Source organism: Labrenzia sp. ATLA3, from assembly GCF_057180185.1.
Genome location: NZ_JBXUKV010000005.1, coordinates 239,348 through 264,990, shown reverse-complemented (window position 1 = coordinate 264,990; position 25,643 = coordinate 239,348). Strand labels below are relative to the sequence as shown.

General features: G+C 59.7%; 21 protein-coding genes. 9 read left to right on the top strand and 12 right to left on the bottom strand.

Features of this window, described 5'->3' with window-relative positions; all coding sequences use genetic code 11:
* Position 1: 1 nt before the first annotated feature.
* The 7 genes from AC2A6O_RS15415 to AC2A6O_RS15385 all read right to left on the bottom strand — a co-directional run bounded on the left by AC2A6O_RS15415 (position 2) and on the right by AC2A6O_RS15385 (position 7,085).
* Positions 2-1,195, bottom strand: coding sequence for a M24 family metallopeptidase (locus AC2A6O_RS15415; protein WP_498928338.1), 1,194 nt, complete (start codon positions 1,193-1,195; stop codon positions 2-4).
* On the bottom strand, positions 1,192-2,049 hold the full coding sequence (locus tag AC2A6O_RS15410; RefSeq protein WP_148584035.1) for an ABC transporter permease: 858 nt from the start codon (positions 2,047-2,049) through the stop codon (positions 1,192-1,194). The genes AC2A6O_RS15415 and AC2A6O_RS15410 overlap by 4 nt, the downstream gene beginning before the upstream one ends.
* Before the next feature lie 11 nt (positions 2,050-2,060).
* The gene (locus tag AC2A6O_RS15405; RefSeq protein WP_148584034.1) at positions 2,061-2,981 is read right to left on the bottom strand and encodes an ABC transporter permease; all 921 of its coding nucleotides are present in this window, start codon (positions 2,979-2,981) and stop codon (positions 2,061-2,063) included.
* A complete protein-coding gene (locus AC2A6O_RS15400; RefSeq protein WP_498928335.1) occupies positions 2,978-3,847 on the bottom strand; it encodes an alpha/beta fold hydrolase in 870 nt (289 codons plus the stop codon). Before AC2A6O_RS15400 ends, AC2A6O_RS15405 begins: the two co-directional genes overlap by 4 nt.
* A complete protein-coding gene (locus AC2A6O_RS15395) occupies positions 3,844-5,301 on the bottom strand; it encodes an NAD(P)-binding domain-containing protein (RefSeq protein ID WP_498928333.1) in 1,458 nt (485 codons plus the stop codon). The genes AC2A6O_RS15400 and AC2A6O_RS15395 overlap by 4 nt, the downstream gene beginning before the upstream one ends.
* A 2-nt stretch (positions 5,302-5,303) precedes the next feature.
* Entirely contained in the window at positions 5,304-6,245 is a 942-nt protein-coding gene (locus tag AC2A6O_RS15390; protein ID WP_148584031.1) for a LysR family transcriptional regulator, read from the bottom strand.
* 288 nt (positions 6,246-6,533) lie between these two features.
* Positions 6,534-7,085, bottom strand: a complete 552-nt coding sequence (locus AC2A6O_RS15385; RefSeq protein ID WP_498928735.1) for a peroxidase-related enzyme — start codon at positions 7,083-7,085, stop codon at positions 6,534-6,536.
* Positions 7,086-7,699: 614 nt separating this feature from the next.
* Between AC2A6O_RS15385 and AC2A6O_RS15380 the strand changes: the two genes are divergently transcribed.
* Positions 7,700-8,629, top strand: a complete 930-nt coding sequence (locus tag AC2A6O_RS15380; RefSeq protein ID WP_162530021.1) for a LysR family transcriptional regulator — start codon at positions 7,700-7,702, stop codon at positions 8,627-8,629.
* Between the two features lie 160 nt (positions 8,630-8,789).
* On the opposite strand, the gene AC2A6O_RS15375 is transcribed toward AC2A6O_RS15380, so the two are convergent.
* The gene (locus AC2A6O_RS15375) at positions 8,790-9,557 is read right to left on the bottom strand and encodes a ChbG/HpnK family deacetylase (protein ID WP_498928330.1); all 768 of its coding nucleotides are present in this window, start codon (positions 9,555-9,557) and stop codon (positions 8,790-8,792) included.
* Positions 9,558-10,196: 639 nt separating this feature from the next.
* Here AC2A6O_RS15375 and AC2A6O_RS15370 point away from each other — a divergent pair.
* Positions 10,197-11,375, top strand: coding sequence for an HlyD family secretion protein (locus tag AC2A6O_RS15370; RefSeq protein ID WP_148584028.1), 1,179 nt, complete (start codon positions 10,197-10,199; stop codon positions 11,373-11,375).
* A 1-nt stretch (position 11,376) separates the two neighbouring features.
* Positions 11,377-12,981, top strand: a complete 1,605-nt coding sequence (locus AC2A6O_RS15365; protein ID WP_498928328.1) for a DHA2 family efflux MFS transporter permease subunit — start codon at positions 11,377-11,379, stop codon at positions 12,979-12,981.
* Positions 12,982-13,048: 67 nt separating this feature from the next.
* Here the strand turns inward: AC2A6O_RS15365 and hisN are convergent, their stop codons facing one another.
* Positions 13,049-13,837, bottom strand: coding sequence for a histidinol-phosphatase (gene hisN / locus AC2A6O_RS15360; RefSeq protein WP_498928326.1), 789 nt, complete (start codon positions 13,835-13,837; stop codon positions 13,049-13,051).
* A gap of 200 nt (positions 13,838-14,037) precedes the next feature.
* Between hisN and AC2A6O_RS15355 the strand changes: the two genes are divergently transcribed.
* The 4 genes from AC2A6O_RS15355 (at position 14,038) to AC2A6O_RS15340 (ending at position 18,607) form a co-directional block, all read left to right on the top strand.
* Positions 14,038-15,045: an ABC transporter substrate-binding protein gene (locus AC2A6O_RS15355; RefSeq protein ID WP_498928324.1), complete on the top strand. Its 1,008-nt coding sequence runs from the start codon at positions 14,038-14,040 to the stop codon at positions 15,043-15,045.
* Between the two features lie 90 nt (positions 15,046-15,135).
* Positions 15,136-16,176 carry an ABC transporter ATP-binding protein gene (locus tag AC2A6O_RS15350; RefSeq protein ID WP_498928322.1) on the top strand — a complete coding sequence of 347 codons (1,041 nt, stop codon included), beginning with the start codon at positions 15,136-15,138 and terminating at the stop codon, positions 16,174-16,176.
* The gene (locus AC2A6O_RS15345) at positions 16,173-17,855 is read left to right on the top strand and encodes an ABC transporter permease subunit (protein WP_498928320.1); all 1,683 of its coding nucleotides are present in this window, start codon (positions 16,173-16,175) and stop codon (positions 17,853-17,855) included. Before AC2A6O_RS15350 ends, AC2A6O_RS15345 begins: the two co-directional genes overlap by 4 nt.
* The gene (locus tag AC2A6O_RS15340; RefSeq protein ID WP_498928318.1) at positions 17,855-18,607 is read left to right on the top strand and encodes a DeoR/GlpR family DNA-binding transcription regulator; all 753 of its coding nucleotides are present in this window, start codon (positions 17,855-17,857) and stop codon (positions 18,605-18,607) included. Before AC2A6O_RS15345 ends, AC2A6O_RS15340 begins: the two co-directional genes overlap by 1 nt.
* 58 nt (positions 18,608-18,665) lie before the next feature.
* On the opposite strand, the gene AC2A6O_RS15335 is transcribed toward AC2A6O_RS15340, so the two are convergent.
* The 3 genes from AC2A6O_RS15335 to AC2A6O_RS15325 form a co-directional block, all read right to left on the bottom strand.
* The gene (locus AC2A6O_RS15335; RefSeq protein WP_498928316.1) at positions 18,666-20,213 is read right to left on the bottom strand and encodes a permease; all 1,548 of its coding nucleotides are present in this window, start codon (positions 20,211-20,213) and stop codon (positions 18,666-18,668) included.
* Positions 20,210-21,010, bottom strand: coding sequence for an ABC transporter ATP-binding protein (locus AC2A6O_RS15330; RefSeq protein ID WP_498928314.1), 801 nt, complete (start codon positions 21,008-21,010; stop codon positions 20,210-20,212). The genes AC2A6O_RS15335 and AC2A6O_RS15330 overlap by 4 nt, the downstream gene beginning before the upstream one ends.
* Positions 21,011-21,234: 224 nt before the next feature.
* Positions 21,235-23,310 (bottom strand): Vgb family protein, encoded by a 2,076-nt coding sequence (locus tag AC2A6O_RS15325; RefSeq protein ID WP_498928312.1) that lies wholly within the window; start codon positions 23,308-23,310, stop codon positions 21,235-21,237.
* Between the two features lie 407 nt (positions 23,311-23,717).
* Between AC2A6O_RS15325 and AC2A6O_RS15320 the strand changes: the two genes are divergently transcribed.
* On the top strand, positions 23,718-24,710 hold the full coding sequence (locus tag AC2A6O_RS15320) for an NADPH:quinone reductase (protein ID WP_498928310.1): 993 nt from the start codon (positions 23,718-23,720) through the stop codon (positions 24,708-24,710).
* 448 nt (positions 24,711-25,158) lie between these two features.
* Positions 25,159-25,641: a TRAP transporter small permease gene (locus AC2A6O_RS15315; RefSeq protein WP_498928308.1), complete on the top strand. Its 483-nt coding sequence runs from the start codon at positions 25,159-25,161 to the stop codon at positions 25,639-25,641.
* The last annotated feature ends 2 nt before the right edge of the window (positions 25,642-25,643 follow it).

The window sequence follows — 25,643 nt, the reverse complement described above, 5'->3', positions numbered from 1 at the left end:
GTCAGACCTCGATATAGCCGCCACGCGATTTCGTCAGGAACTCGTGGCCATCTTCGGTGATCAGGATCGTGTCCGAAATCTGAGTGGCCACGCCCTGGTCGGGGACGCGCAAGTTGGGTTCCAGAGTGAAAAGAATGCCCGGCTCGAGAATGACGTCGGACTTGCCATCGATGGAGAAGTGCTCATGCGCACCGATACCAATCGTATGACCGATACGGCCGGGGATGTTGGCGTCATAGCCCGCCTTCACCAGACCAGCCTTGGTGATCTCGTAAAGTTCGGCAAGGCGCGTGCCCGGCTTCATCACCGGGGCAATCTGCTCGCGGATCGAGAGGATGGTTTCGAGAGCGCGCCGACGCTTTTCAGGCAAAGCCCCGATGCCGACAGTGCGCTCGTTTTCGGCGTGAATACCGTTGGCGACGGACCAGATGAAGATTGCGCATGTCTCACCCTGCTCAGGCTTGCGCGCAATGGAATTGTCGCAGTTGCGGAACATGCGCTCACCGGAAAGAACCCAGGTGGCAAGGCCGTTGACCATGCCGCCTTCTAGCCCACCAAAATCCGCGACTTCGATGCTGTCGGGCAGGTTCTTTGTCCAGTGATTGTTCATGGCCAGCTGCGAGGCCGTATGGGCGTCGCGCTCCGTGCCGCCTGCCGCCAGTGCTGCAATGGCAGCGTCCATGCCGCGGTCGGCGAGATCGGCAGCAACCCGGGCCATTTCAATCTCGTCCGGATCCTTGACCAGACGGCAACGGTCGATCAGCTTGGAGCTGTCCTGCAACCTGGCATTCGGCACCAAACCCTGGACCTGCTGCCAGCGCGCGATTGGCGTGCTGTCTGCTTCCAGCCCGATGGTGGCATTTTCCAGCCCCTTCTCACCGAGGATCTTCTGCAGGGCTTCCGGCCAGGTCGGGCCCATGGTCTTCGTCGTCGACCACACACCATACGCACGCGTATCCTCAACAAAGCCCTCGTCGCGGCCGTGCGCATCGCGCAGAGCATGAACCAGCAGGGTCGGCTCGCCATTCGCCGGCAGGATCATCACCACCGGATGCGAGTAGAGCACCGGGTTGAAGCCGGACATGTAGAAAGTGTGCTCGGGTTTGAAGGAGACCAGCGCATCGATGCCCTTCTCGGCCATCGCCGCCTTGAGGCGTGCGATGCGGGGGCGGGGGGCTGTGGTTTCGAGGCTCATTTGGCGCTCCGGGTTTTGGGGTCGAAATAGTCGCGCAGCCAGTCACCGAAGAGGTTTACCGACAGCACGGTCAGCACGATGGCGAGACCGGGGAAAGTCACAGCCCACCATGCCGAGGAGAGGTAGACGCGGCCGTCCGCCAGCATGCGACCCCAGGACGGGGTCGGCGGCTGAACGCCGAGACCGAGAAAGGACAGGGCGGCATCCATGATGATGATGCGGGCAAGTTCCAGCGTGCCGACGACGAGGGCAGGTGTCATGACATTCGGCAGGATGTGCAGGAACATGATCCGCAAGGTCGACGCCCCGATGGCATGGGCCGATTGCACAAACTCACGCTCCCTGAGGCTGAGGACCTGGGCACGAATGATGCGCGCATATCGGATCCAGGAGGTCAGGGCCAGCACCAGCACCACATTCTGGATTGAAGGGCCGAGGGCCGCGACAATCAGAAGCGCAAGAAGCATCAGGGGAATGGCCAGCTGAATGTCGACCAATCGCATCAACAACTTGTCGACGAAGCCGCCTTTGTAACCGGCAAGAATACCCAGGATTGTTCCGACGATGCCTCCAAGCACCACTGCGGTGCAGGCAACCATCAGCGTCATGCGGGAGCCGAAGATCAGCCGCGAGAGAATGTCGCGTCCCACCTCGTCTGTTCCCAGCGGGTGGGCTCCAGGGCTGAAGAGACCGTCCCAGGTCGGGCCGGCGAGCCGCGCGCGCAGGTCACCACGGGTCGGATCCGGCAGGTGCAGCATTGGCGCCAACAGAGCCAGGGCAACGATGATCACCAGCAGCACCGCGCCAAACAGACCCGCCTTCGAACTCGTAAGATCCTTGAAGAAATGTTTCATGGTCCGGCTCCTCAGCGATTGGCGCGAATACGCGGGTCGAGCACGCCATAGAGCAGGTCGACGAGGAAGTTGATGAGAACGAAGATCGTGGCGATGAGGGTGATACCGGCCTGAATGACCGGGAAGTCCTTGGCCTCGATGGCCTGAATGATCAGCCGCCCGATGCCCGGCCAGGAAAAGACGGTTTCCGTCACCACCGAACCGCCCAGAAGTTCACCGGTCAGAATAGCGGTCATGGTCACGACGGGGATGAGGGCGTTGCGCGCCACGTGCCAGAAGAACACTGTGTGCCGCAGCAAACCCTTGGCCTTGGCCGTTCGAATATAATCTTCCTTCAGGATTTCCAGCATTGAGGATCGCAGCAAGCGAGCGATCGAAGCGGAAACGAAGACCGCCAGAGTGAAGGCCGGCAGGACCAGATGGGCAAGCGTTCCATACCCTCCGGTCGGCAACCAGCCGAGGTTCACGGCAAAGAAGAGGATCAGCATGATCCCCAGCCAGAAGACCGGGGTAGCCTGTCCCAACAGCGCCACGGCCATTACGACAAGCTCAATCGCCTTGCCGCGCTTCAGGGCCGCGATGGACCCGGCGACGGCACCGATGAGAAGTCCGATGACAATGGCACTGATGGCAAGTTCAGCGGTCGCCGGCAGCCGCTCCAGAACCACCTGCATTGCGCCACGGCCATGCTGGAAAGACGTGCCGAAGTCGCCCTGAACCACATTCACAAGGAAATGGCCATATTGCGCTATCAGGGACTGATCCAGCCCGAGCTGTACACGAAGGGCCTGAATATCGGCTTCGGACGCGCCGATGGGCAGCAGCAGGGCTGCCGGATCGCCGAGGACGCGGGTGACGAAGAAAACAATCGTCACGACACCCCATACGGCCAACAGGGATTCAGCCAGTCTTCGGAGAATGAAACCGGTCATGTGCTACCACCCTCCAGGAATGTACGGATCCGCGTCAGGACCTCATCGTTCTTCTCGAGGTGGCAGGAATGATTGGCGCCCGGCACGAGCCAGCATTCGGCATTCGGGCAGAGTTCGGCAATCAACCCGGTCTGGCTCGGCGGACAGATCCAGTCCTTCTCCCCGCAGAAGACGAGGGTGGGGACGGTCATGTCCTTGAGCTGCTCACGCAGGTCGTATTCCTTTTCCCGGAACATCTCGTTGTGGGTCTCGGCGTGCAGATGCATGGTCCGCGTACGCTCCAACGCGCTGTTGGGGTCGAAAACCTCGTAGTAGAGCGGCTGCAGGGCAAACCAGATCAAACGGAATTCTGTGTCGTCCTGAATGGTGGTGCCGAACAGCTTGTCGATCATTTCCGCAGACGCGGACGGCACTTTGTCGATCCGTGCCTTGAAGGTCTCGATGGCCTCTGCTTCGTGATGGTGGCTTGGAGCGGTGCCGCGCAGGATCAGCCTGCTGAGATGGTGCTGATAGTGAACGGCGTAGGTCAGGGCAATCATCCCTCCAAAGCTGCCGCCCTGCAGGATGATTTTACCGTCGTCGCCACAGAAATGACGGCGGAAGGCTTCCACATCATCTGCGTACTGACGAAAGTTCATGGGGTAGGCGATTTCGCTCAGACCGCAGCCACGTTGATCAAAGGCAATGACCCGGTACCTGTCGGCAAGGGCGGAATAGGCCGCCCACTCGCCGAGATAGTCCCCCGCTCCGCGTCCACCGTGAAGAAGGATGATGGTCTCCTCATGGTGCTCACCGGCCATGCAGTAGCGGAAACGGCATCCGTTCAGGGTGATATAGTCTTCACGACCGGAAGTTTGCGACGTCATTTCACGGCTTCCATCAGGCTTGGAGTGGAATCCACCCATTCATCCCCCTGCAACTCGGGAACGTCATAGGCCTGCAGACCCGCAAAATGGATCTCGACGTCGGCCGCGAAGACCTCGGAAACGATGCCACGCATCAATCGATCCGCACCCGCTGAAATGGCCGGGATATCGCCGGAAAGCTTCCCGTGGGAGAGCATCGCGGCATCATTGAAGCAATGGATACGCGCCAGCATCGGGCAACTGCCCGGGTCCTTTTCAAGAAACTCATAGGCATCCCCCAGATAGGGCGCATCGACCATGAAGGGCTTGGCAGAGCCCATCGACGGTTCGTAGACACCGTCCTTCCAGGTTTTGATCTGGCCGGAGAAGGAAGCAAATTCCGGGCGGCCCGTGAAATCGTTGCGGAAGCCGGTTGCCGCAATCACGAAGTCCATCTCGAAATCGGCATGGGGCGTCTTGACGATGACATGATCACCAGCCTCGATCACGTCCTCGACCGGACACCCCAGGAAGGTGCGCGCATTCGGATGTTTCGTGACACGCAAAGTCGAGGTGTGAGGAGGCGGTACCTGTTGATCGTTGACGTAGTCGTTGAAGCGATACTTCCAGGCGTCAGGCAGATGGCGCATTCCATGCACGACCCCCTGACTGCTGATCCCGGTCATCTTGTTCACCCGGGGCAAGTCCTTGCGGCGGATCAACATGTCAACGCTGGCAGCCCCTGCTTCCAAGGCTGTCGCCGCATTGTCCATTGCGGAAGCACCTGCACCGATAACGGCCACACGCTTGCCCTGTAGGGACCCAAAGTTGATTTCGTCGGCACTATGCGCCCAGAACCGGCGATCCACCTTTTCCAGGAACCCCGGGACAGCGCCGCCGCCGAGCCCCGAACGGCCCGTGGCAAGGACCAGGTGACGGCAATACTCGGTGCGCGGTCCCTCGGCATCCAGGAGGCTCACGGCAATCAGATTCTCTCCGGCATCCAGGACACCGGTCACCCGGGTTTCATTGACGACCGGCAGCTTCAGTGCAGATCGATACCAGCGCAGGTAATCCATCCACATGCCCTTCGGGATCTTGCCGAGAGCGTCGAATTCCTTCTCGCCCCATTGCGCCTCGAACCAGGCGCGAAACGTCAAAGCCGGGAGGCCGAGAGCCGGCCCGGCAAGCGTCTTCGGCGAGCGCAGGGTGTTCATGCGGGCAAAGGTTTCCCAGGGACCTTCAAAACCTTCCGGAGCTGCGTCATAGAGGACAATGTTGTCCACGCCGGACAGCATCAGACGTGCGGCCGCCGTCAACCCACACATGCCGGCGCCGACGAAGATCACGTCACGCACTCGTTGCCCATCCTTCGTCCGAGCCGGAACCCAGGACTTGGAAGGCATTTCAAGGAGGCTCAAATCCTTGGCAAGACGGGCTTCAAGGCCAGCAATGCCGGCGAGGTCATGTGTCATTTTCAGTCTCTGGTATTGGAAGGGAGTGGGCCGTCGATGCGGCGGACTTGAGGGATGAGATCAAACAGGGTCGCTTCGCACAGGTCGAAGAATTCCTTGGTGTCGCGCGCGCCTGCGAGACCTGCTGCGGCGAAGAAGCCGATCGAGAAATCGATCTGCTCCACCAGCGACCGCAGGATGACGCCCGACGGCCGCATGCCATGGGCGGTAATCGGCTCGACGATGGCCGTGGCTCCGGTCAGACGCGTGAACTGCAACGCAGAAACGGAGGAATTTACGCGGATCGCGCGTTCAGGATGCACACTGGCCTTATCGAGAGCCTGCAGAATGCGGCCCTGGAGACGCGTCTGATCCAGCATCGTCACCACCGTGTTGGTGGCAACCTGGGTCAGGGATACGGGAACGTTCTCGGGAAATTCAGCTGCACGAGACTCGGGAAGCGCAACGACAAGCGGCGCAGAAAAGACGCGCTCGGCCGTCACGCCGGGCACATCAAGCGGCAAGGAAGACAAGCCGATCCGTGCATTCCCGCTCAAGAGATCCTGGGCCACCGTGTTGGGCGCCGCCTGCATCAGCCGGATTTCTTTTGGGCGATCCGCCTCCGGCCAGCGCTCAAGAACGTGAGGAACCAACCCGGTGCCCAACGCGGAAGTTGCCGAAATCGACATGGGCAAAGCAGAACCTTTCGCACGGGCGAGCGTACGAGCCGGCAGATCTTCAAACATCGCCAGAAGGCGGCGGGCTTCTTCCTCGAAAGCGACCCCTTCGGCGGTCAGCGAAATGCGGCGCCCCACTCTTTCGGTGAGCGCGAAGCCGAGGCTGCTTTCAAGGTCCTGAAGGCAGCGCGTCACTGATGGTTGTGACCGATCCAGCAGTTCGGCTGCCTGGGTCACATTTCCGGTTTCAGCGACTTTCAGAAAGGTTTGCAGGTCTCTTTTGTTCATGACCTGATGTTTTCTGAATTGATCGACGGAATCAATTCAAAAATGACATAGATCAATTCCTGAGGCCAAAAAGCAAATAATTTGAGCGTAATGATGCCTTAATAGGCATAATAGGAAGCTTATTATTCCAAAAAATGCGCACTAACCGCTCCTCACCGGCCATCAGTCGCATTCCGGATGGGTGAAACGACGCTTCTTCTTGCGCGTGACCGGGCACGAAAAACCCCATCTGGCAGCCACGCTTGAAACGCGGAAGCCAAGATGGGGTCAGAGTTGCCGGGTCTGCCGTTAGCTGGAATGACCCAGCGGATGCATCAGGCGATTGGCCCAGCCGAAAATGGCAATGGAGTGCACCAGGTCCTGAATCTCGGCATCATCCAAGCCGACCCTTTTCAGCCGCTGGATATGGCTGGTATCAGCAAGAGGAGGCGTTGCCGTCAGGGCCTCGGCAAAATCCATGATTGTTCCGTCACGCAGGGAAAGAGCGTCACGCCTTCCGGCAAAAAGAGCCGAGGTCGTCGCCGTGCCACTCAGGCGCGCATACTGTCGCGCGTGGACATTCGCACAATACTGGCACCCGTTGACGAGCGACGCCCCCAGCGCACCGAGTTCCCGATCCGCACGGTTCAGGCCACCGTCTGCGTACATGATGGCGTTGAAAAGAACTGTCCGGGCTACATAGCTGTCAGGATCGTGCGCCAGAGTGCGCACATAGGGCGAAACCTTCTTGGCCGAGGGAGTGACCTTCATTGCCTCGAGTTGGCGCGGCGTGGCATCCGCGATCTCCACCGGTGGCAAATAGGGCGTCCAGGTCAGCGGTTTCAGACTAATCTGAGGAATTCCGTCTGTTTCACTCGACCCCGGTTCGACCTGTTCCAGCACATCCGTTTTATCGGCCAGCAAGTTGAGGCCATGCACCACACGTATCTGGTAGCAGGCATAGGCAAGCAGTTCCGACAGGGCGATGATCTGTGGCACGCTGTACCCGGCGTCCTGAAGAGACTGCAGATGCTGTGGCCCCGAAGTCGCCGGTTCGCGCGCAATCATGTCCGCATGCCGCGCCAAGGCTGCAAGCGCTGGATCCGTCGGCATTTCGCCAGAGGCCAGAGCCTTCAGATCCGCCGTCCCCGGCGCGGGATAGGTTTCAAGCAGCAGGACATTTTCCGCGGTTGCTACCACCCGGCGCCCAAGGGCAGCGCGCAGGTCGGATGACAAGCCGAGATCTTCCTCGGGGAACAAGACAGCATCACGGCAGGTCTCTATCCCCTCTACGAACGCGGGGCGCCTGGCATTCAGGGCGTCCAGAACACGGCCGTCGATCACGGCCAGAGCGGCAGAAGATGTTGTCATAGCAGGACTTTCCACATGGCGAATACGGCATTGACATGCTAAAAATGCCAACAACGCATGATAGAAGCTTCTTTATCATGTTTTCTGATCATGTAGGCGCAATCATGTCAAACGGAAATAATGAAACTCTCGGCATTCGCGAACTGGAAGTTTTTGTGTCCGTAATGGCAACAGGCTCAATGACAGGTGCCGCACGACAGCTCGGGATCGGGCAACCGGCTGTGACCCGCATGGTACGCGATCTGGAGGCAACCATCGGCTTCGAGCTCTTCCGCCGAAACGGCCCGCGTATTTCGCCGACGTCCAAAGGCGTGCAGTTCTTTGAAGACGCCCGGCAGCTTCTCGCCTCCTTCGAGCAGGTCACGCAACGCGCGACCAGCCTGCGCGAGGGGCGAATACAATCGCTCGCACTGGTGGCGAACCCCGCTATGGCTGCGGGTCTGGTACCGGGAATGCTGGCAGCGCTTGATCGTCATTCAGGCCTGCCACCGAAGGTCAGCCTGCAGACAATGGATGCAGAACACCTGGCCCAGGTGCTGCTTTCCGGGGCAGTGGATTACGGCGCTTGTGCCATGCCGCTGTCTCATTCCGAGCTCGATTGTCTCTGCGTGGCGCGCGCCGGACTGGTGGCCGTTCTCCCGCCCGACCTGCCGACAGAACCGCTGGACGTCGCGCTTTTCCGCCAGTATCGGCTGCTGTCGTTGGGCAATTCCTATCGAATTCGGCATGCGATAAACGCGCACTTGGCCAAGCATGGGGTCGAACCGGTGGCCGAACTTGTCACCAACAGTTCCCTCAACGCTATTCGGGCCGCGACCGAAGGCCTGGGTATTGCGCTGGTCGATTGTGTCTCGGCCCGCGGGATCGCGGTCGCTGGCGCCCGGATCGTGCCGTTGGTTGAACAGATTCCCTACGAGTGGGGGCTTTTCCGTCGAACCGGTACCGGTCTGCCGGAACTGGAAGATGCGTTGCTGGATAGCTTCTGCAACGTGTCCAGGGAGCTTGGGGCGGAGATCATCTCCCTGTCCAAATAGGAGGGACCATCTGCTTCGATCAGTGTGGAGTGACAGATGCTTTCAGCATCAAGTTCACGAAGCAGAAATCAGCCCTGCAGATCGTCGGAAACAGGGAAAACCTGTAAGGGGAGGGGTGTTGCCCTCCAAATGTCAGCACTGCGGAAATGGATGATCTTGGCTAGATGTCCCTGTAACTGATCAACTCGATCCCCAGTCTCTCGACCTGTTTCCGCAAAACATCACTGGTGAGCGTCTGAAGGCAGGTAAGCCGATCTTGTTGTACGTCTTCATACCCACAATGGCCTGTTTCTCTCAGTTCAGCCGATTCAACTGCGGGGTGGTCGATGAAGATGTAGGTTCCGCTCGAAAGCTCAGCTAATTCTGACGTGAAAGCAGAAATGCGAGTTTCTGCATTGCGCGGAAACTTGGGGTAGCCGTCTATTCTCGGAAGCCCGCTTCCAAACGGATCGTCCTTGAGGCCTGCCTCAGAACAGAGGTCCGACACGATCTCTCCAACTTTCGGGTCGAAGTCCTTGAAGTGTCGCGCCATGTGAGAACTGATGTGGGAGGCGTGCGGAAACATCGCCATTCCAAGGTCGATCTGTGCTTTCAATTCGTTGGCAATGTCGTCGATTGACCAATCACTTTCTGTGAGAGATTGGCGGCTGTCGCCATCTCTCGGCGTCAGCAGCGGAAGGAACGCGCCCGTCTCATCCCTCAGAGACTTGGCAGGGGTAAGCGGCCGCCACTTCACACCCTCCCATTCACTGGTGAGTGTCAGGTGGATCCCGATATCTATTTCCGGACGCTCTCCAAACAGCCGAGCCGCATGCGCTACCCATGGGCACGGCATCATAACTTCGACACTGCGAGCAATTCCATCGGTACACGCCTTCAAGCAGCCGATGTTTGACGACCAACTTGAACCTGCATCGTCCACACGCACTAACAGTCTTATCGATTTTGCCAAAATACCGGATCCTCATCTGACCGGCGGCAAGCAAACCATGTTCGGCACGCTCCGTCAGCCTGAAACGTTGCCATGTTGTGTTGCAAACCAAGGATCGGAGGGGCAGGAATCCAGCTTTGAGCACCGTTATTGCGGTTCGGAATGTGCCCCAGCCACACGGGCTGCACGCATAATTTTGATTATGGAATATTTATATGTCTCAAACAAAGACAACACGGCTCCGCAATTTTGCTTGAAGCACGATCATTCTATGGTCTTGGGATTTGGTTTCCGTAATTTGCGTTCCCTTCGTATCGCAGTCGATGCACGAAAAGGCATGTTGGAATGACCAGCGCTCCAGGTTTCTTTCGATTGAACGGGACGCACGACAGACAGGTCGTTCTGTTTGCTCTCCAATGAACGGCGAATGCTTCCCCGAAAATGGTCAAGTTGTCGCAGCATCAATCTGTTTGAAACCGCAAGCTGTTCTGTAAGTTATCTCTATGTGATCCAATAGATGGAAACGAAACCGCATTTGCGTTACAGCCACGCAAGCAAGGCAGGCGCCTCTCCGGCGGCCTGCCGTTTCCGCGTGTCGGATCACATCCTCGACAAGCCCATTCAGGGAAACTTCAAATGGAAAAACTAGATCGGCGTACGGGTGACAGTTCTGGCGCCCCGGATGAAGCGGGTTTGACCGCCGACGCGGCAACGAACAACCGGTCCGCGCCATCGACCGGCGATGCACAGAGTGAGACTGAGACAGGCGGGACCGCGCCCAAAAAGCCGTTTTGGCGTCGTCCCGTCTTTCTGATCTTACTCCTCGGGCTCGCAGCGGCAATCGTTGCCGCCGTCCTTTACTACTGGATCAACGTAGCGCCCTATGAAAGCACCGACGACGCCTTTGTGGATGCGGACATCATTCAGGTCACACCGCAGACCTCCGGCCAGGTGATCAAGGTCGCGGTTGGCAACAATGCTCCCGTAAAGGAAGGTGACCTCCTGATCGAAATCGACCCTGCTCCGGCAAGGGCGGCACTGGAAACGGCGACCGCACAACTGGCACGGGCGCAAGCGGAAAAGCAGCAGGCGGAGGCAAGCGTCGCGCAGGCCAAACAACAGGCGGCGGAAGCCGAGGCCAACCTGGACGCGGCCAACGTGAAGGCAAACAACGCCCAGAAGAACTTCGAGCGCAACCAGCGTCTGTTCCAATCGAATTCCGCTGCGATATCGGATATGGCGGTCGATGACAGCCAGGCCAACGCGCGGCAGATCGAAGCGCAGGCAAAGGCCTCCGAACAGGCTCTTGCGACCGCGAATACGAATGTCGGCGTTGCCGAAGCAAAAGTCGCTGCTGCCAATGCCGCGATCAAGGCTGCGAAGGCGCAGGTGGATGCCAACCGCATCCAGCTCGGCTACACCACCATCACTGCAAGTCAGGCCGGAACGATTGTTCAGAACAACGTCGGTGTCGGCGCTTTCGCCACCAAGGCCGCGCCGATGATGGCACTGGTTCCCAACGACATCTTCGTGACAGCCAACTACAAGGAAACACAGCTCGACCGGATCCGCCCCGGACAGGAAGTCGACATCCATGTGGATGCCTATCCCTCGACGGACTTCAAGGGCAAGGTCGTGTCGATCCAGCAGGGTGCCGGGCAGGCGTTCCAGCTTTTGCCGCCGCAGAACGCCACCGGCAACTTCGTGAAAGTGGTCCAGCGTGTCCCGGTTCGCATTTCCATGACCAACCCTGATCCGGACCGTTATGTGCTTGGCCCTGGCATGTCCGTGACAACCAACATCAAGGTCGACTGAGATGGCCGGCTCCATCCCCGGTCAGGACTGGTCGAACGAACGCTCGGCCGCCGGAACACGGTCGCCATGGCTGATGACTTTCGTCGTCTCCATAGCGACGTTCATGGAAATCCTCGACACGTCGATTGCCAATGTCTCGCTCACCAATATCGCCGGCAGTCTCGGCGTATCGGACAACGAGGCGACATGGATGGTGACCAGTTATCTGGTCGCCAACGCGATTGTTATTCCGATCAGTGGCTTTCTGTCCCGGGCGATCGGCCGCAAGCGCTATTTCATGATCTCGATCTTCCTGTTCACGGCCTCCTCGGTGCTGTGTGCCCTTGCTCCCAATCTCGGCTTCCTGATCGCTGCGCGCGTGCTTCAGGGCATCGGGGGCGGCGGACTGGCGCCGGTTGAACAGTCCATGCTCAGCGACAGCTTCCCACCGGAAAAGCGGAGCCAGGCCTTCGCCGCATTCGGCCTTGTCGTCGTTGTGGCTCCCATTATCGGGCCGACCATCGGCGGGTATGTCACCGACACGATTTCCTGGCACTGGATCTTCCTGATCAACCTGCCGGTCGGCATCATCGCCCTCTTCCTCGTCTACTTTCTCGTCAGCGAGCCGGAGCTTCTGGTGCGCGAACGCAAGGAGCGCCTGAAGAAAGGTCTGCGGGTCGATTATATCGGCTTCCTGCTCTGGGCCTTTGGCCTGGCCGGACTGCTGATCACGCTCGACCGGGGCCAGACCGAAGGCTGGCTTGATTCGAACCTGATCAGGGTGATGATCGTCATGGCCGTGATCGGCCTCGGCGTCGGCACCGTTTGGGAGCTCAAGCACGACGACCCGATCGTTCCGCTGAAACTGTTGCGGACGCCGAACCTGGCGATTGCGACAATCATGATGCTGCTACTTGGAATGCTGGTCTTCGGTACCATTCAGATCATTCCGCAGATGCTGCAGCAGGTCTATGGCTATACCGCCTACAATGCCGGACTGGTGCTGACGTTCGGCGGCTTCATTGCAATCTTCATGATGCCGATATCAGGCGTGTTGACCAGCAAGGTCGATCCCCGCCTGTTGCTGCTGCCCGCCTTCGGCATGCAGGCACTCGCCTTCTACACTTTTTCGGGCTTCAATCTGGAAAGCACATTCGCGGATGCAGCGTGGGGTCGCTTTACCATGTCCATCGCCCTTCCCTTCCTGTTCATCCCGATCACCACGGTCGCCTATATCGGCCTGCCGCCGGGAGACAGCGACAAGGCGTCGGCCATGCTGAATTTCTTCCGAAATCTTGGCGGCGCTTTCGGTATCTCACTGACCCAGACGTTGCTGGAACGACGCGACCAGTTTCACCAGAGCCGCATCACGGAAACCGTAAACGAGCTGAACCCCTACTACAGAGAGACCATCGCCACGCTGACGCAACAACTGGGCTCACACAGCCGGGCACTTGCCGCCCTTTACCAGAGCGTCCAGCAACAGGCGATGATGCTTTCCTATATCGATGTCTTCTACGTGTTGATGTGGTGCACGGCCTCGGTGCTCCCGTTCGTTCTCTTCCTGCGGACGAGAAAGGCAACGAGGACATCAGGACAACCAGGAGAAGCCGCCACGAGCCATTGAGGCAGAAGGTGTCCAGAGCGACGGCATCAAGCATAAGGTGCCGTCGCTTCTGATAATGTTTGTCGTGTCAGGACAAGGCTGCCAGAGCTTCTGCGTGCAAAGCGGCATTGGCCGCAGCGATGACATGGCCTTCCGAGTGCAGGCCCAGGGCTTCCCCCTTCCAGTCGGTGATCACGCCTCCGGCGCCCTCGATTACGGGAACGAGCGCCATGTAATCGTAGGGATGCAGGTTCATTTCGAACACCAGATCGCAGTGCCCCGACGCCAGCAGACCGTAGGCGTAGCAATCCCCCCCGAAGCGGCGCATGGCGACTTTTCGTGAGAGCGCCTCGAATTTTGCACTTCCCGCAGCATCGAACGTATCGGGTGTCGTTGTATAAAGGATCGCCTCGTCCAGCCGGGTTCGGCCGCTGGTACGGCAGGGCGCACCATCGAGTGTCGATGCTTTGCCGCGCTGACCCGTCCAGCGTTCACCGGTCGGCGGTATCGAGATGATACCGAGTTCCGGCGCCCCGTTGTAAAGGCAGGCAATCAGGGTGCCGAAGGTCGGCATCCCGGAAACGAAACTCTTTGTCCCGTCAATCGGGTCCAGCACCCAAACGTAATCTGCATCCAGGCGGGCATCATCGTGCTCTTCGCCAAGGATGCCGTGGACCGGGAAGCGCTGGACAATGCGTTCACGCATGGCCGCTTCGATGGCGCGGTCGGCCTGGGTGACCGGGGAGAGGTCGGCTTTTTGCTCCACGTCCAGAGGCTTGCGGAAGTAGGTCATCGCCATGGCGTCGGTCACGTCGGCGAGCCCGTCGGCAAAACGCGCCAGCATCTCCGTTTCGGGCGGCGTCGTGGAGCTCTGCATGAATTTTCCTCGTCTGCGGGGGCTGGCAACGATGGTTCGCCAGCAAATTAACTGTAGACAAAAGACACAAAAATGCAAGACTACACAAATATCCCCAGAACCGCGACCAGAGGACGCGGCAATAAAAAAGGGTCTCGGGAGGATCCGATCCGGGGCAGCTACTGGCACACGAATACGTGGATCAACAAGGAGAGACGACAATGAAGACCTGGAGCAAATTCACCTTGGCTTCGCTGTTTGCCGTCGGCATGGCGACAACAGCCTCCGCTGATGAAATCACTGTCTACACAGCGCTTGAGGAAGAAGAGATCGCGGCATATGTCGAGGCGGCGCAGGAGGCGATGCCTGATACCGAGATCAATGTGCTACGCCTGTCCACCGGCAAGCTGGGCGCCCGTCTTCTGGCAGAAGCGGGAAATCCGCAGGCCGACGTGATCTGGGGATGGGCCGTCAGCGCCATGATGGATCCTCAGATCCTCGAGATGCTGGAACCCTACGCAGCCAAGGGCGTCGATGTTCTGCCCGCCACTTTCCGTGGTGAAGACGGCAAATGGTTTGCTCCGATCGGCTACATGGGAGCGTTTTGCGTCAACACGGCACGGCTTGAGGAAAAGGGCCTGCCGATGCCCAAGAGCTGGAAGGATCTCGAGAACCCGGACTTCAAGGGCGAAATCCTGATGCCGGACCCGAATTCTTCCGGGACCGGGTATCTGCACGTCAATGCAGTGTTGCAAACCATGGGTGAAGAGGCCGGTTGGGCGCAGCTCGAAGCCGTCGACCCGAACATGGCACAATATACCTCGTCCGGATCCAAGCCCTGCAAGTCCGCGCGCGTCGGCGAATACACTGTCGGCATTTCACTGGCATTCACCGCGATGCAGTCCATCGAGGAAGGCTATCCGCTGGCCATGGTCTTCCCAGAGGAAGGTGTTGGATATGAGCTTGAAGCCTCCGGCCTGATGGCCAGCTCCGACAACAAGGAGGCGGCAAAGGCCTTTCTTGACTGGACAATGTCTGACGAGGCAATCGACCTCTACCAGCAGTACAAGGCGTTGATCACGGTTCCGGGTGTCGATGCTTCCGAGGCGGCCGAAAAAGCGGGCCTGCCGGCTGACATTTCGACTGTCCTGGCGGATATCGACTTCGTCACTGCAGCCAAGAACCAGACGGACGTGAAGGCTACCTGGAAGGAAAAGCTGGGCCGTTGATGGTGCGCGCGGCGGCTCCGGCCGCCGCCAGAAGCGCGCGGGGCTTCGCTGGAGACCCGCGCCCCACTTTGACAGGAGACCTGACCCGCCGTGTATCTGACTGTCCGCAACGCCACCAAGACCTTCGGGTCCTTCAAAGCGCTCGACGACGTCTCGATCGAGATTGATCGACGGGAATTCGTTTGTCTGCTGGGTCCGTCCGGCTGTGGCAAAACGACCCTCCTGCGGCTGATCGCAGGGCTATCGGAGCTCAACAGCGGCGATATCCTTCTGGAGGGAGCCGCGCTTTCAAACCTTCCCGCACGCAAGCGGGGCTTCGGTATCGTGTTCCAGTCCTACTCGCTCTTTCCCAACATGACAGTGGCCGAGAACATCGGTTACGGGCTGAAGATCCGTGGCACGCCGCAGTCAGAGATTTCACGCCGCGTGACTGAACTGCTGGAGCTGGTGAAGTTACCGAAAGTCGCCGGCAAGTTTCCCGGTCAACTGTCCGGCGGACAGCAGCAGCGGATCGCATTGGCCCGGGCAATCGCCGTCGATCCGCGCGTCTTGCTGCTGGACGAACCGCTGTCTGCGCTGGACGCGAAGGTTCGGGCCGAGTTGCGCGGCGAAATCCGCCATGTTCAGCGTTCGCTCGGCATACCAACCCTGATGGTGACACACGATCAGGAAGAGGCGCTGGCGCTGGCGGACAAGATCATCTGCATGAACCATGGCGTCGTGGTGCAGGCAGGCACGCCGGAAGATCTCTACCACCGTCCGGCGACGCGCTTCGTGGCGGACTTCATGGGGATCAGCAATCTCGTTTCCGCCGAGCCTATCCGCCGAGAATTCCCGGATCTGATGGCACAGCGGCCGGAAGGAACGGGCGCGGACCATGTGGCCTGCATTCGCCCGGAACAGATCGGCCTGACACCCGCGCAGGACGGCAACGCCACCGTGCGCAGCATCAGTTTCCTTGGCAATCTGCGGCGGCTTGAGGTCGACAGCGCAATCGGGCCGCTGGTTGTCGAGACTCACGGCTACAATTCCTGTCACGAGGGCGAGCGCGTGAACCTGAGCATTCCACCGGAAGCCTGCACCTGGGTGACTGACGATATGCCCCAACAGCCTGCCGAGACCGCCGCATGAGCGGTGTAGAAACGATGACCACGCCTGCGCGCAGACAACTGGATGCGAACCGGCTGCTGACGCTTGTCTGCGTCGGGCTGCCTCTGCTTGGGCTCGTCCTCTTCTTTCTCTACCCGATGGTGGTCGTGTTCCTGCGATCCCTGACGGTTGACGACGGTTACGGGCTTGCCAACTACACGCGCGTTCTGGGCTCGACGGGGTTCTGGCGTGCAACCGAACATTCCCTGCTCATGGGGGCCGCCACGACGGTGCTCAGCGTCTTCCTGGGTTTCATCATCGCACACGGCCTCTATCGCTGCGCTTTCCCGGGCAAGTGGCTGATCCGCGGTGTGATCGTCCTGCCGCTGCTCGCCCCCTCCCTTGTGCAGGCACTTGGGCTGATATTCCTTCTGGGGCGCAACGGCGTCATCAGCCGTGCCCTGGGTGTCGAAATCGATATCTACGGCTTCTGGGGCCTGTTGATCGCCAACACACTTTATGCTCTGCCGCAGGCGGTGATGATTATCGGTGCGGCGCTGGTCCTGCTGGATGCGCGCGTTTACGAAGCGGCGGAAGTGATGGGCGCCTCGCCGTCACGCCAGTTTCGCGACCTCACCCTGCCCGCTGCGCGCTTCGGCATCCTGAACGCGGCTTTCGTCTGCTTCACAATCACGATCACCGATTTCGGCAACGCGGCTGTGATCGGCGGGGACTACTCGGTTCTGGCAACCGAAATCTACTCTCAGGTGGTTGGCCAGCGGAACTTCAACATGGGCGCCGTGGTCGGCATCATGCTGTTGTTGCCAACGGTGGTTTCCTACGCCATCGAGCGTCAGGCGATGAAACGGCAACAAGTCGGACAGGTGACCGGTCAGGTGCCATACCGGCCATCCTTTGCAGCGGTGCGCGACCCGGTCATGGCATCGCTTTCGCTTTTAATCTGCGCCGGCATCGTCGCGGTGATCGGCATCGTTGTCTACGCAAGCTTCGTCACCCTGTGGCCCTACAACATGGCGCTGTCATTCAAGCACTATGACATCACGCTGGCCGGGGGCTATTCCTCGCTCTGGATGACCATCGCCATATCGCTCATGGCGGCGACGGGAGGCACGCTTGCCGTCTTCCTCCTGTGCCTTGGGCTGCGCCGGCTTCCGCGCAGCGTGGCCCAGTCCATCCAGATGCTCGCCGCCATGCCGGCCGCAGTGCCGGGGATGGTCCTGGGGCTTGCCTATATTCTAACTTTCAATTCAACGGCGACACCGCTCTACCTCCTCTATGGGACGGCGGCCCTCATCGCGATCGTCAACTTCTACCACTACCACACGCAGGGCTTTCTGACGGTGATGACCGGTTTTCGCCAGTTGCCCAAAGCGCTCGAGGAAGCGGCGGACAGCCTTGGGGCCGGCATGGCCCGGACAGCGGTCGATATCATCGCGCCGTTCATAGCCCCCATGCTCGTCTCGGTCTTCTTCTTCCTCTTCATGCGGTCCATGGTCACGCTGTCGGCTGTTGTCTTCCTCACCACACCTGACCTGAGTGTCGCGGCAGTCACCATCATGCGGCTGGACGATGCAGGTCTGACCTCGCAGGCTGCCGCCTTTGCCACCTGCCTTATGGCGGTTGTCTGCGTCGCGCTTTTGGGTATGAAGGCAACACTGACGTTGATGGGGCGGCGAAACAGGATCAAGAGGCCAGTCTGATGTGGGCAAAGGAACGTCACCGGCGCATCCTCTCAATGCTGGGCGCGAAGCAGCAGGTGAGCGCCAATGACCTGGCGGAGATGCTGAACGTCTCTCGCGAGACGGTGCGTCGCGACCTTTTGGATCTGGAGGAAGCCGGTCAGGTCAGCCGCGTGCATGGCGGGGCGGTATTGCCCGAGCCACGTTCCGAAGAGCCTTTCCGCCAACGGATGACGACGCAGATCCGGGCAAAATCGGAGATTGCCCGCAAGGCGGCCAGTCTGATCCAGCCCGGGCAGACGATCCTGGTGGACGCAGGCACGACCACCGCCATATTCGCGCGGGAACTGGTGAAACTGTCGGACCTCTCAGTCATTACCAATTCCCTGGATATAGCCACCACGCTGCAGGGAGCCGGCAAGGAAGTGCTGCTGCTGGGCGGGCGGATGGCCGCTGACGTGCCGGCAACGGTCGGAGAACTCACCCTCTCCGAAATCCGCCGTTTCCGTGTCGACCTTTGCTTCTCCGCCCCGGTCGCGGTGCATCCGACAACCGGCGCGTATTTCTACGACCTGCAGGAAGCCGAAATCGCCATCGCCATGGCGGCACAGGCGCTGCAGACAGTCATTCTGGCCGACCAGAGCAAGCTTGGCAAAACCAGCAGGGTGCAGTCCTGGCAGGCCGGAGAGATCGGCCGGCTGGTAACAAACAAGGCGGTTGCTGCAGAGCAGATAGCCGCCTTCCGTCAAGCCGGCGTGGATGTCGTGTCCTGAGACCTGGAAAACACCAGGGTGTGGACCAATTTGGACCTGCCTGGAATGCGCAAACCCATCAGGATCTTGCGCCGTGTTGCGGACGGATGCTCCAGGAGATCCCGAGCACACTCAAGAGCATGACAGCGGGGAGGATCGCCAAAGGGCTCCCCGCCGCGATGAGTGCTGTGCCCGCCGCACACGCAATGGATGCCGCAGCTTCCGCGAGCGTCGACGTCTTCGAGGCGACCTGCCGACGTCGGAAGGTGGAGCGATTGGCTTGCGCTCTAAACCAGAGTTGAACCAGCACTGCAGATGCTGCTGCAATCATTGCGCCTGCGGCGGTAATCACGGCACCCTGGATTGATATGAGTGCCAGACCCAAGGTAATCGGCAGCACAATTGCTGCGATGAGGATCAGGACCGACACCACTTTCGCCCACAGGCGTGTAAACGCAGAGATGGGGGCCGTTGCAATCAGGTCTGGTGCATCCTCACCGGAGATCGTCAGCCACGCAAGACCGCCGGCTAGCTGACCAACCGCCATGACAACAACGGGGGCGACTATCGCGGAAATCTCGGTTTTCTCGCCAAAGCTGACCCAGAGCATGACAGCGGGCGGGATGAGATAGAGAACCTGCATCAATGACTGGGAAACCAGCCAGGGATCGCGGGCGATGAGCTTGAGTTCCTTAAAAACGAGCGCGCCGAGCGGCGAATGACTGCGAAAAGTCCGTTCAGAGGCGCGTCCACGCCGGGTCTTTTCCGTAACGCCAAGTGCCAACACGACAATGCTGCGAAACTGAACCGCGCCGCGCCAGGCCCCCACCGCAAAAAACACGGCAGAAACTGCGAGGAACAGAAAGACGGCACTGGTCTGGCCGGCCACCGTGTGGGCGAGGAACCACCATGCCGAACCTTCACCTGGTGCATGCTTTGCCAGGAAGTCCGGATCGAAGAGCGTGAACCGGGACATTGATCCGAAGGACAGGATCGCAACCACTTGCATCCCGATCAGGAACGCCGCGCCCACGACCGCAGCCAGAATTTGCGCGTAGAAGCGCGTGCGCTGTGCGCCAACCATTCGGAACAACGCAAGCGTGATCAGCACCCCTGCCCCGGTTGCGTTCAACGAGACCGCCAGGAGAACAATATATCCCGCCAGCCAGTGCGCGCCGCCAAGCGCCACCGCAACGTTGAGAAATGGCGAAATGACCAGCGCCGACATCGCCCAGCTTGTCACAGCCATCATGACAATTCGCACCAGAAACAGGTCGCGGGAGGGCGCAGGGGAAGACAGGATCAGGTCGAGGTCATCACGGGAGTAGAACGCACGCGTTACAGACTCCATCGCCTGTGACAGCATCATCGTGAAGCTGAGCAGGACCGTGACCGAAAGCACTGCCTGTACGGTCTGATCGAGCACAAGCCCCGTGGCAAATCGGGGGGAAAGCACGGCGTAGGCGATCAGGTGCATGACCGCATAGAAGATGCTCATGCCGATCAGGGCGCGCGACAGGCTCGTGTTGCGCCAGCCTGAAAACATCCACGCCCAGTCGCGCCAGGCAAGCCGCAGCTCATGCCGTGAGAAACGTAACAGGGCGGAAGGTGCCGCTATCGCTCTCATGCCACTTTCTCATCCAGGATATTGGCCGTGCCCGCATGTGTATCGCCGTCGACGTTGCCGCCCACGATTTCCAGGAAAATGTCCTCCAGAGAATTGCCGACGGCGTTCGCCCGTTCTCCTTGCAGCTCTTCCAGCGTTCCTTCGGCGACGAGCTGCCCCCGAGCGATAATGCCGATCCGGTCAGCCATGCGCTCCGCAACTTCGAGGATATGCGTCGTCATGATGATCGACACGCCCTGCGCGACAAGCCCGGATAGAACCTTCTTCACCTGCCGGGCAGAGCCTGCGTCAAGTCCCGTGAGCAGTTCATCGAGAATGATCAAACGCGGTTCGTGGATCAAGGCACCGGCAAGCGCCACCTTCTGGCGCATCCCTTTCGATAATCCGCCGCAGCGTTCATTGGCGTGAGAGGCAAGCCCAAAGGATTCCAGAAGAGTATCGGCCTTGAACCTTGCAAGGTCCGGCTGCATGCTCCAAAGGCCTGCCACGAACTCAAGATATTCGAGCGGGGTCAGCTTGTCATAGACCATGGGTTCGTCCGGCACCCAGGCCAGGACCTGTTTGGCGGCAATCGGGTCCGCAAAGGCGTCGATGCCGCAGACCCTGACCATGCCCGCATCGGCCTGGAGCAAACCCGCCACCATCCGCAGCGTGGTGGTTTTGCCTGCACCGTTCGGGCCCAGCAAGGCATAGAATTCGCCACTACGCACCTTCAACGAGAGATCGTCGACGGCAGGTTCACTGAAGCGCTTGTGAAGATTGAGAATTTCGAGAGCGGCGGCACTGGAAGACGGCATCTGTTTCTCGTCTCTGGAAGATTTTGTCCAGTTTACCGATGGGTCCTTTCGTTAATGTAAAACCCGGTCATTTGTCGCCGTTTGAAGCACGTTGAGCGAAAAAAGGGTTGGAAGACAGGTTCGTTCATTTCGTCCCCCCCTACCCCCGGCTTGGTTGGAAACGATCAGCGCCGGTTCGGGAGGCCTCGCCAGAAGCCCCCACAATCTGCCCCGAAAGCCCTTCTTCACTGAGCTCGGACGGGCCCGATAAGCGGTGTCTTTACAGGCTTTGCGACCCCGAAGAACACAACGATGGTGTGAGCCGAGAAGTGCGTCGACACCGCCTCGGGAGGGTTCTCGCTGAACCCTGCCTTCGTATCGTTCCAGCCGTTGCCGACCCACGTATTGCCTGCCGGGTCAATCGCGATGGGGGCGACGGTGTGCAAACCGCCGATATACCCCTCGGCGGGCGTGATCGGATCGCCGGTCTTCAGTCCTGCCGGGCAGGTTTCGGTGCGCACACCGCAAAGCTGAGTAACGGACTGACTGGTGGAACTCGCCACCCAGACATTGTCATTACCGTCGATGGCGACGCCCCAAGGGCCCGTAATGGCGCCGTTCGCGTTGAAAGGACCGTGGACCGTACCGTCGGGGGAGATCCTGGAGATATCACCACCGGGGTATTTGCTGACGATGCCCCACAGGTCGATCCATGCATGGGCCGCAATGTCGTCGGCAGACATTGTCCCTTCCCGTGCCTCGAGCCGCGACTCGAGCTTCTGCTTGACGAGGGCCAGTTTCTCCCCTGTCCCTGGATGCCCGACAAGGTTGCCGACCCAGGCATTGCCCTGGCTGTCGATGGCAATGGCATGTGGGCTGAAGCCGACCTTGAACTCTTCCGCCTTGGATGGATTGTCCGCCGGAAACCGGGTCACCGTGTCGGAGCCGCTGTTGGTGATCCAGATCCTGTCCTTCTGGTCAATGGCGATGCCGAAGGGCAACTTGACCTGCAACGTGCCATCTGCGGGTTTGCCGTCCACGGTTTGGCCCAGAAGGCGTCCTTTGGACGGGTCGCCGCCGGGAATGTGGACGATTTGGCCGTTGGCATTGTCCAGCGCCCAGACATCGCCGTTGGGTGCGACGAGGACGCCCTGCATCTGCCCGAGCTTGCCATCAAAGTTGTAGCCGCCTTCAGGCGACAGCGGCTTGCCAGTCTTGCGGTCCAGCACGGAAATCGTGCTGCCGATCAGATTTGTGAGCCAGACCTTGTCATCGGCGGAAAAGGCGACGCCCCATCCGGGGCTGTCGAGACCGCCGCCTTGAAAGCCTGTGATTGCAGGTGACAGAGGTTTGCCATTCGGTGCGAATTTCCCGCTGCCGGCTCCGAATTGCTGGAAGATCGTGGTCTGGGACCCGACCAGCCAATTGTTGTTGGTCCAGAAATTACCCTCAACATCAATGGCGGCGCCGCCCACCGCGAAAAAGCCGCCACCGGAATAGACCAGCGACAACGTCCACGAACTGGGCGCATGGAAAAGGTAGGGAACCAGTGACACGTCTCGGTAGCGTTTGCCTTCCGGCACGGGATAGAAAGTGTCCAGCAGCCCGAAGAGCTTGTCCGCATTGTGCCAGGGGTAGCGCGCGATGTTCTGCGCCGCCTGGAGCGTATCTGTCGGCGCTGCGCCGCCAGGCGGCGTGGCAGCCTCGAACAGCTTGTCACAGGCGTCCGGAATGGCTGTCACACAGGCCGACAGCAGCAGACCCAACGTGTTGAACTTGGCCAGTGTCGTGGTCACCGGAGCATTCAGCGGATCCACGATAACCGGCCCAAGGCCGCCCGTTTCAAGATCGACAAGGTTCGGCACGTTGCCTGCGGCAATCTTCAGCCCAAGAGCGTTGCCACTCAGTGAGCTACCGTCCAGAAATTGTGCGGCTGTCCAGGCAGAAGCCACCGTGGTCAGTTCGTTGATCGTCACGCGTTGCGGTGGCTCTACCCCCAGTGTGGCCATCAATCTGGTTGCCGGATTGTCGCCTTTGCCGGCTGCAGACTTTGCTTCTCCGCCCGCCGCCAAAAGATAGAGAACACCAGCTTCCCCGGTCCTTTCAGGAACCGCAAGGTCATAGCTGCCATCGTCTTTGGTCTTGGTCGCGACAAGCTTTTGAGGGGCGCCCGGACCTGCCAGCCAGAGGGTCACTTCAGCTCCGGAGACCGGACTGCGGCCGACTTCAACCTGTCCTGAAATATTGTCCCCGGCATACGCTGGCAGGGACAGAAGAGCCGCAGCAAGGGTCAGGGCAGCACGATTTACAAAGCGCAACATTGGGAACGACCTTTCAAGACAGAATAGAAATCATCCATGTGGCTCGACCCATTGATGCCGAGTTCGAAATTTCGATATTCCGCAGCGTAATCAACCCCCGATTTCTTGCAAGGAAAAGCTGCCGCCAGGGCTATCTGCTCTCAACCTCCCTGCTTTGGTTTTCAAGGGTTTGTCTCAGAATAAGCAAGCCCATGCCTTCTCTCTTTCGACAAAGAGGCAACGGAACGCCGAGACTGTGCTCGAAGCTGAACAATCGGCGCTATGTTCGCCAGGACTGGCCAACGTCAAACCCCAGGCAGAGCATCTGAATAATGCCCATCTAATGCCGCACGATGGGTGTCCAGGCGGGTGATCGTGGTTGACGAGCACACGGAATCTCTGTCAGTCCCGGGGGAAGGAGAAAAATCATGAAAGCAATGCTGTTCGAAACATTCGGTCCCGCTGCCGATGTTCTTCAATCTCGCGATATCGACAAGCCCACGCCCGGACCCGGCCAGGTGCTGGTGAAGGTCGAAACGAGCGGGGTCAATCCATCCGACACCAAGAAACGCCTTGGCTCGTTTCCGGACCTTCTCGACAAGGGTTACGTCATCCCGCACAGCGACGGCGCCGGCATAATCGAAGCCGTTGGTGACGGCGTTTCCACGGCCCGTGTCGGAGAACGGGTCTGGATCTACAACGCCCAGTTCGGGCGCCGGTTCGGCACGGCTGCTGAGTATGTCGCTGTCGACAGCGATCACGCCCCTTCCCTGCCCGAAGCGGCTGATTTCGAGACCGGTGCCTGTCTCGGCATTCCGGTCATGACGGCACATCGGTGCGTTTTTGCAGATGGTGATGTCAGGGATCAAACCGTCCTGGTCACTGGAGGCGCGGGCCGCGTCGGCCATTATGCGATACAGTGGGCGGCCCTTGCCGGCGCGCGCGTCATCGCCACGGCCAGCAACGAAGAAGACGAAGCTGCCTGCCGGGACGCGGGCGCCGAGATCGTTATCAACCATCGGAATGACGACTGGCCGCAGCAACTGCTCTCCGCGACAGGTGGTACCAAGGTCGATCGGGTGATCGATGTCGAATTCGGGGCTAATCTGGAAAAGGTGCTCGACGTCATTCGGACCAGTGGCGTGATCGCGACCTACTCATCTTCCGCCGACATGCAGCCCAAACTGCCGTTCTACCGGATGATGTACATGGACCTGACCATACATCTGGTCATTGTCTATGCCATGCCGGACAGTGCCAAGAAACGGGCCATCGATGATATCGATGCTGCGCTTTCGGCGAACAAACTGAAGCACCGCATCGCGAAAGTGTTTCCGCTTTCAGCCTGCGCCGAGGCGCATGCACTGATCGAAAGCGGCAAAACCCGTGGCTGCGTGGTGCTTCTCTGTCAGGAAAGCTGACCTGTTCGGCGCGGCAACGTGCCGGGCGATCAAAAAGCACAACTTTCCACGATACATTGGCAAGGCCGTTTCCCGGCCTTGCCAAATGCCGCCCGATTGCCCGACACAAAAGAGGTGCTCCTTGAACCCCTGGAACTTGTGCACGGATGCGATCAGGCCTTTGTGCGGCGAGAAATAGCGACGCATTCGGGACTGCTGGCCGTTGAGCAGTTCCGCAGGTATGGCCAACCTGATTTCTCTGGGGTTCTGGGTGTATCCCGGACCGGCGCTTGCACACCACAACGTGTCCGCCTGGTGGACACCCTCCTGTTTCCAGTACCTGGATCCCAGCACCGGTCCCTATAGTTCGACCGTTGCGTTTGGGAGGAACGCGGCGCCGCAGCCACAAAGGCCCGGTTTTTACCGGCACTTCGACCTCCGTCCTTAGTCACAACGAGAAACGGATGTCATGCACAGCCACTCTTTGACGACGATTGTCTCCAACAGTTTTCTGGCAGCCGCCGGCATCTGCTTTCTGTTCGGCACTGCCGTCACGGTGAGCGATGTCGTCTTGCGCGCAACTGCCGGGACCAATGTTCCAGGCGCCATCGAGCTGACGTCGCTTTCCATTGGCCTTGGTGCGCTTCTGTCCATGCCGGTCTGCTACGCCAGACAGGGACACGTCAGCGCAAAACTGCTCTCCGAGTTGGCGCCGGCGCGCTTCGCCCGGCCTTTTGGCCTGCTGGGAAGTATCGTGTCGCTCGGCTTCGCCGGACTGATCCTCTGGGCTGTGGGCCAGAACGCCCTTGCCAAGGCAGGGTCCCCGGAAACCACAGCTGATCTCGGCTTTCCGATCCCGGTCGCCCTGACCATCGTCACGCTCGCCCTTCTTGCAGCCTTCTTCGCCGCAATTACCGGCGTCTGGTTTGTCGTTCGTAACGAGAAGGCTTGATA

What these genes read in the sequence shown, in the direction of transcription:
- AC2A6O_RS15415 (WP_498928338.1), bottom strand. Translation starts at nt 1,195, where the DNA reads ATGAGCCTCGAAACCACAGCCCCCCGCCCCCGCATCGCACGCCTCAAG.
- AC2A6O_RS15410 (WP_148584035.1), bottom strand. Translation starts at nt 2,049, where the DNA reads ATGAAACATTTCTTCAAGGATCTTACGAGTTCGAAGGCGGGTCTGTTT.
- AC2A6O_RS15405 (WP_148584034.1), bottom strand. Translation starts at nt 2,981, where the DNA reads ATGACCGGTTTCATTCTCCGAAGACTGGCTGAATCCCTGTTGGCCGTA.
- AC2A6O_RS15400 (WP_498928335.1), bottom strand. Translation starts at nt 3,847, where the DNA reads ATGACGTCGCAAACTTCCGGTCGTGAAGACTATATCACCCTGAACGGA.
- AC2A6O_RS15395 (WP_498928333.1), bottom strand. Translation starts at nt 5,301, where the DNA reads ATGACACATGACCTCGCCGGCATTGCTGGCCTTGAAGCCCGTCTTGCC.
- AC2A6O_RS15390 (WP_148584031.1), bottom strand. Translation starts at nt 6,245, where the DNA reads ATGAACAAAAGAGACCTGCAAACCTTTCTGAAAGTCGCTGAAACCGGA.
- AC2A6O_RS15380 (WP_162530021.1), top strand. Translation starts at nt 7,700, where the DNA reads ATGTCAAACGGAAATAATGAAACTCTCGGCATTCGCGAACTGGAAGTT.
- AC2A6O_RS15370 (WP_148584028.1), top strand. Translation starts at nt 10,197, where the DNA reads ATGGAAAAACTAGATCGGCGTACGGGTGACAGTTCTGGCGCCCCGGAT.
- AC2A6O_RS15365 (WP_498928328.1), top strand. Translation starts at nt 11,377, where the DNA reads ATGGCCGGCTCCATCCCCGGTCAGGACTGGTCGAACGAACGCTCGGCC.
- hisN (WP_498928326.1), bottom strand. Translation starts at nt 13,837, where the DNA reads ATGCAGAGCTCCACGACGCCGCCCGAAACGGAGATGCTGGCGCGTTTT.
- AC2A6O_RS15355 (WP_498928324.1), top strand. Translation starts at nt 14,038, where the DNA reads ATGAAGACCTGGAGCAAATTCACCTTGGCTTCGCTGTTTGCCGTCGGC.
- AC2A6O_RS15345 (WP_498928320.1), top strand. Translation starts at nt 16,173, where the DNA reads ATGAGCGGTGTAGAAACGATGACCACGCCTGCGCGCAGACAACTGGAT.
- AC2A6O_RS15340 (WP_498928318.1), top strand. Translation starts at nt 17,855, where the DNA reads ATGTGGGCAAAGGAACGTCACCGGCGCATCCTCTCAATGCTGGGCGCG.
- AC2A6O_RS15335 (WP_498928316.1), bottom strand. Translation starts at nt 20,213, where the DNA reads ATGAGAGCGATAGCGGCACCTTCCGCCCTGTTACGTTTCTCACGGCAT.
- AC2A6O_RS15330 (WP_498928314.1), bottom strand. Translation starts at nt 21,010, where the DNA reads ATGCCGTCTTCCAGTGCCGCCGCTCTCGAAATTCTCAATCTTCACAAG.
- AC2A6O_RS15325 (WP_498928312.1), bottom strand. Translation starts at nt 23,310, where the DNA reads ATGTTGCGCTTTGTAAATCGTGCTGCCCTGACCCTTGCTGCGGCTCTT.
- AC2A6O_RS15320 (WP_498928310.1), top strand. Translation starts at nt 23,718, where the DNA reads ATGAAAGCAATGCTGTTCGAAACATTCGGTCCCGCTGCCGATGTTCTT.
- AC2A6O_RS15315 (WP_498928308.1), top strand. Translation starts at nt 25,159, where the DNA reads ATGCACAGCCACTCTTTGACGACGATTGTCTCCAACAGTTTTCTGGCA.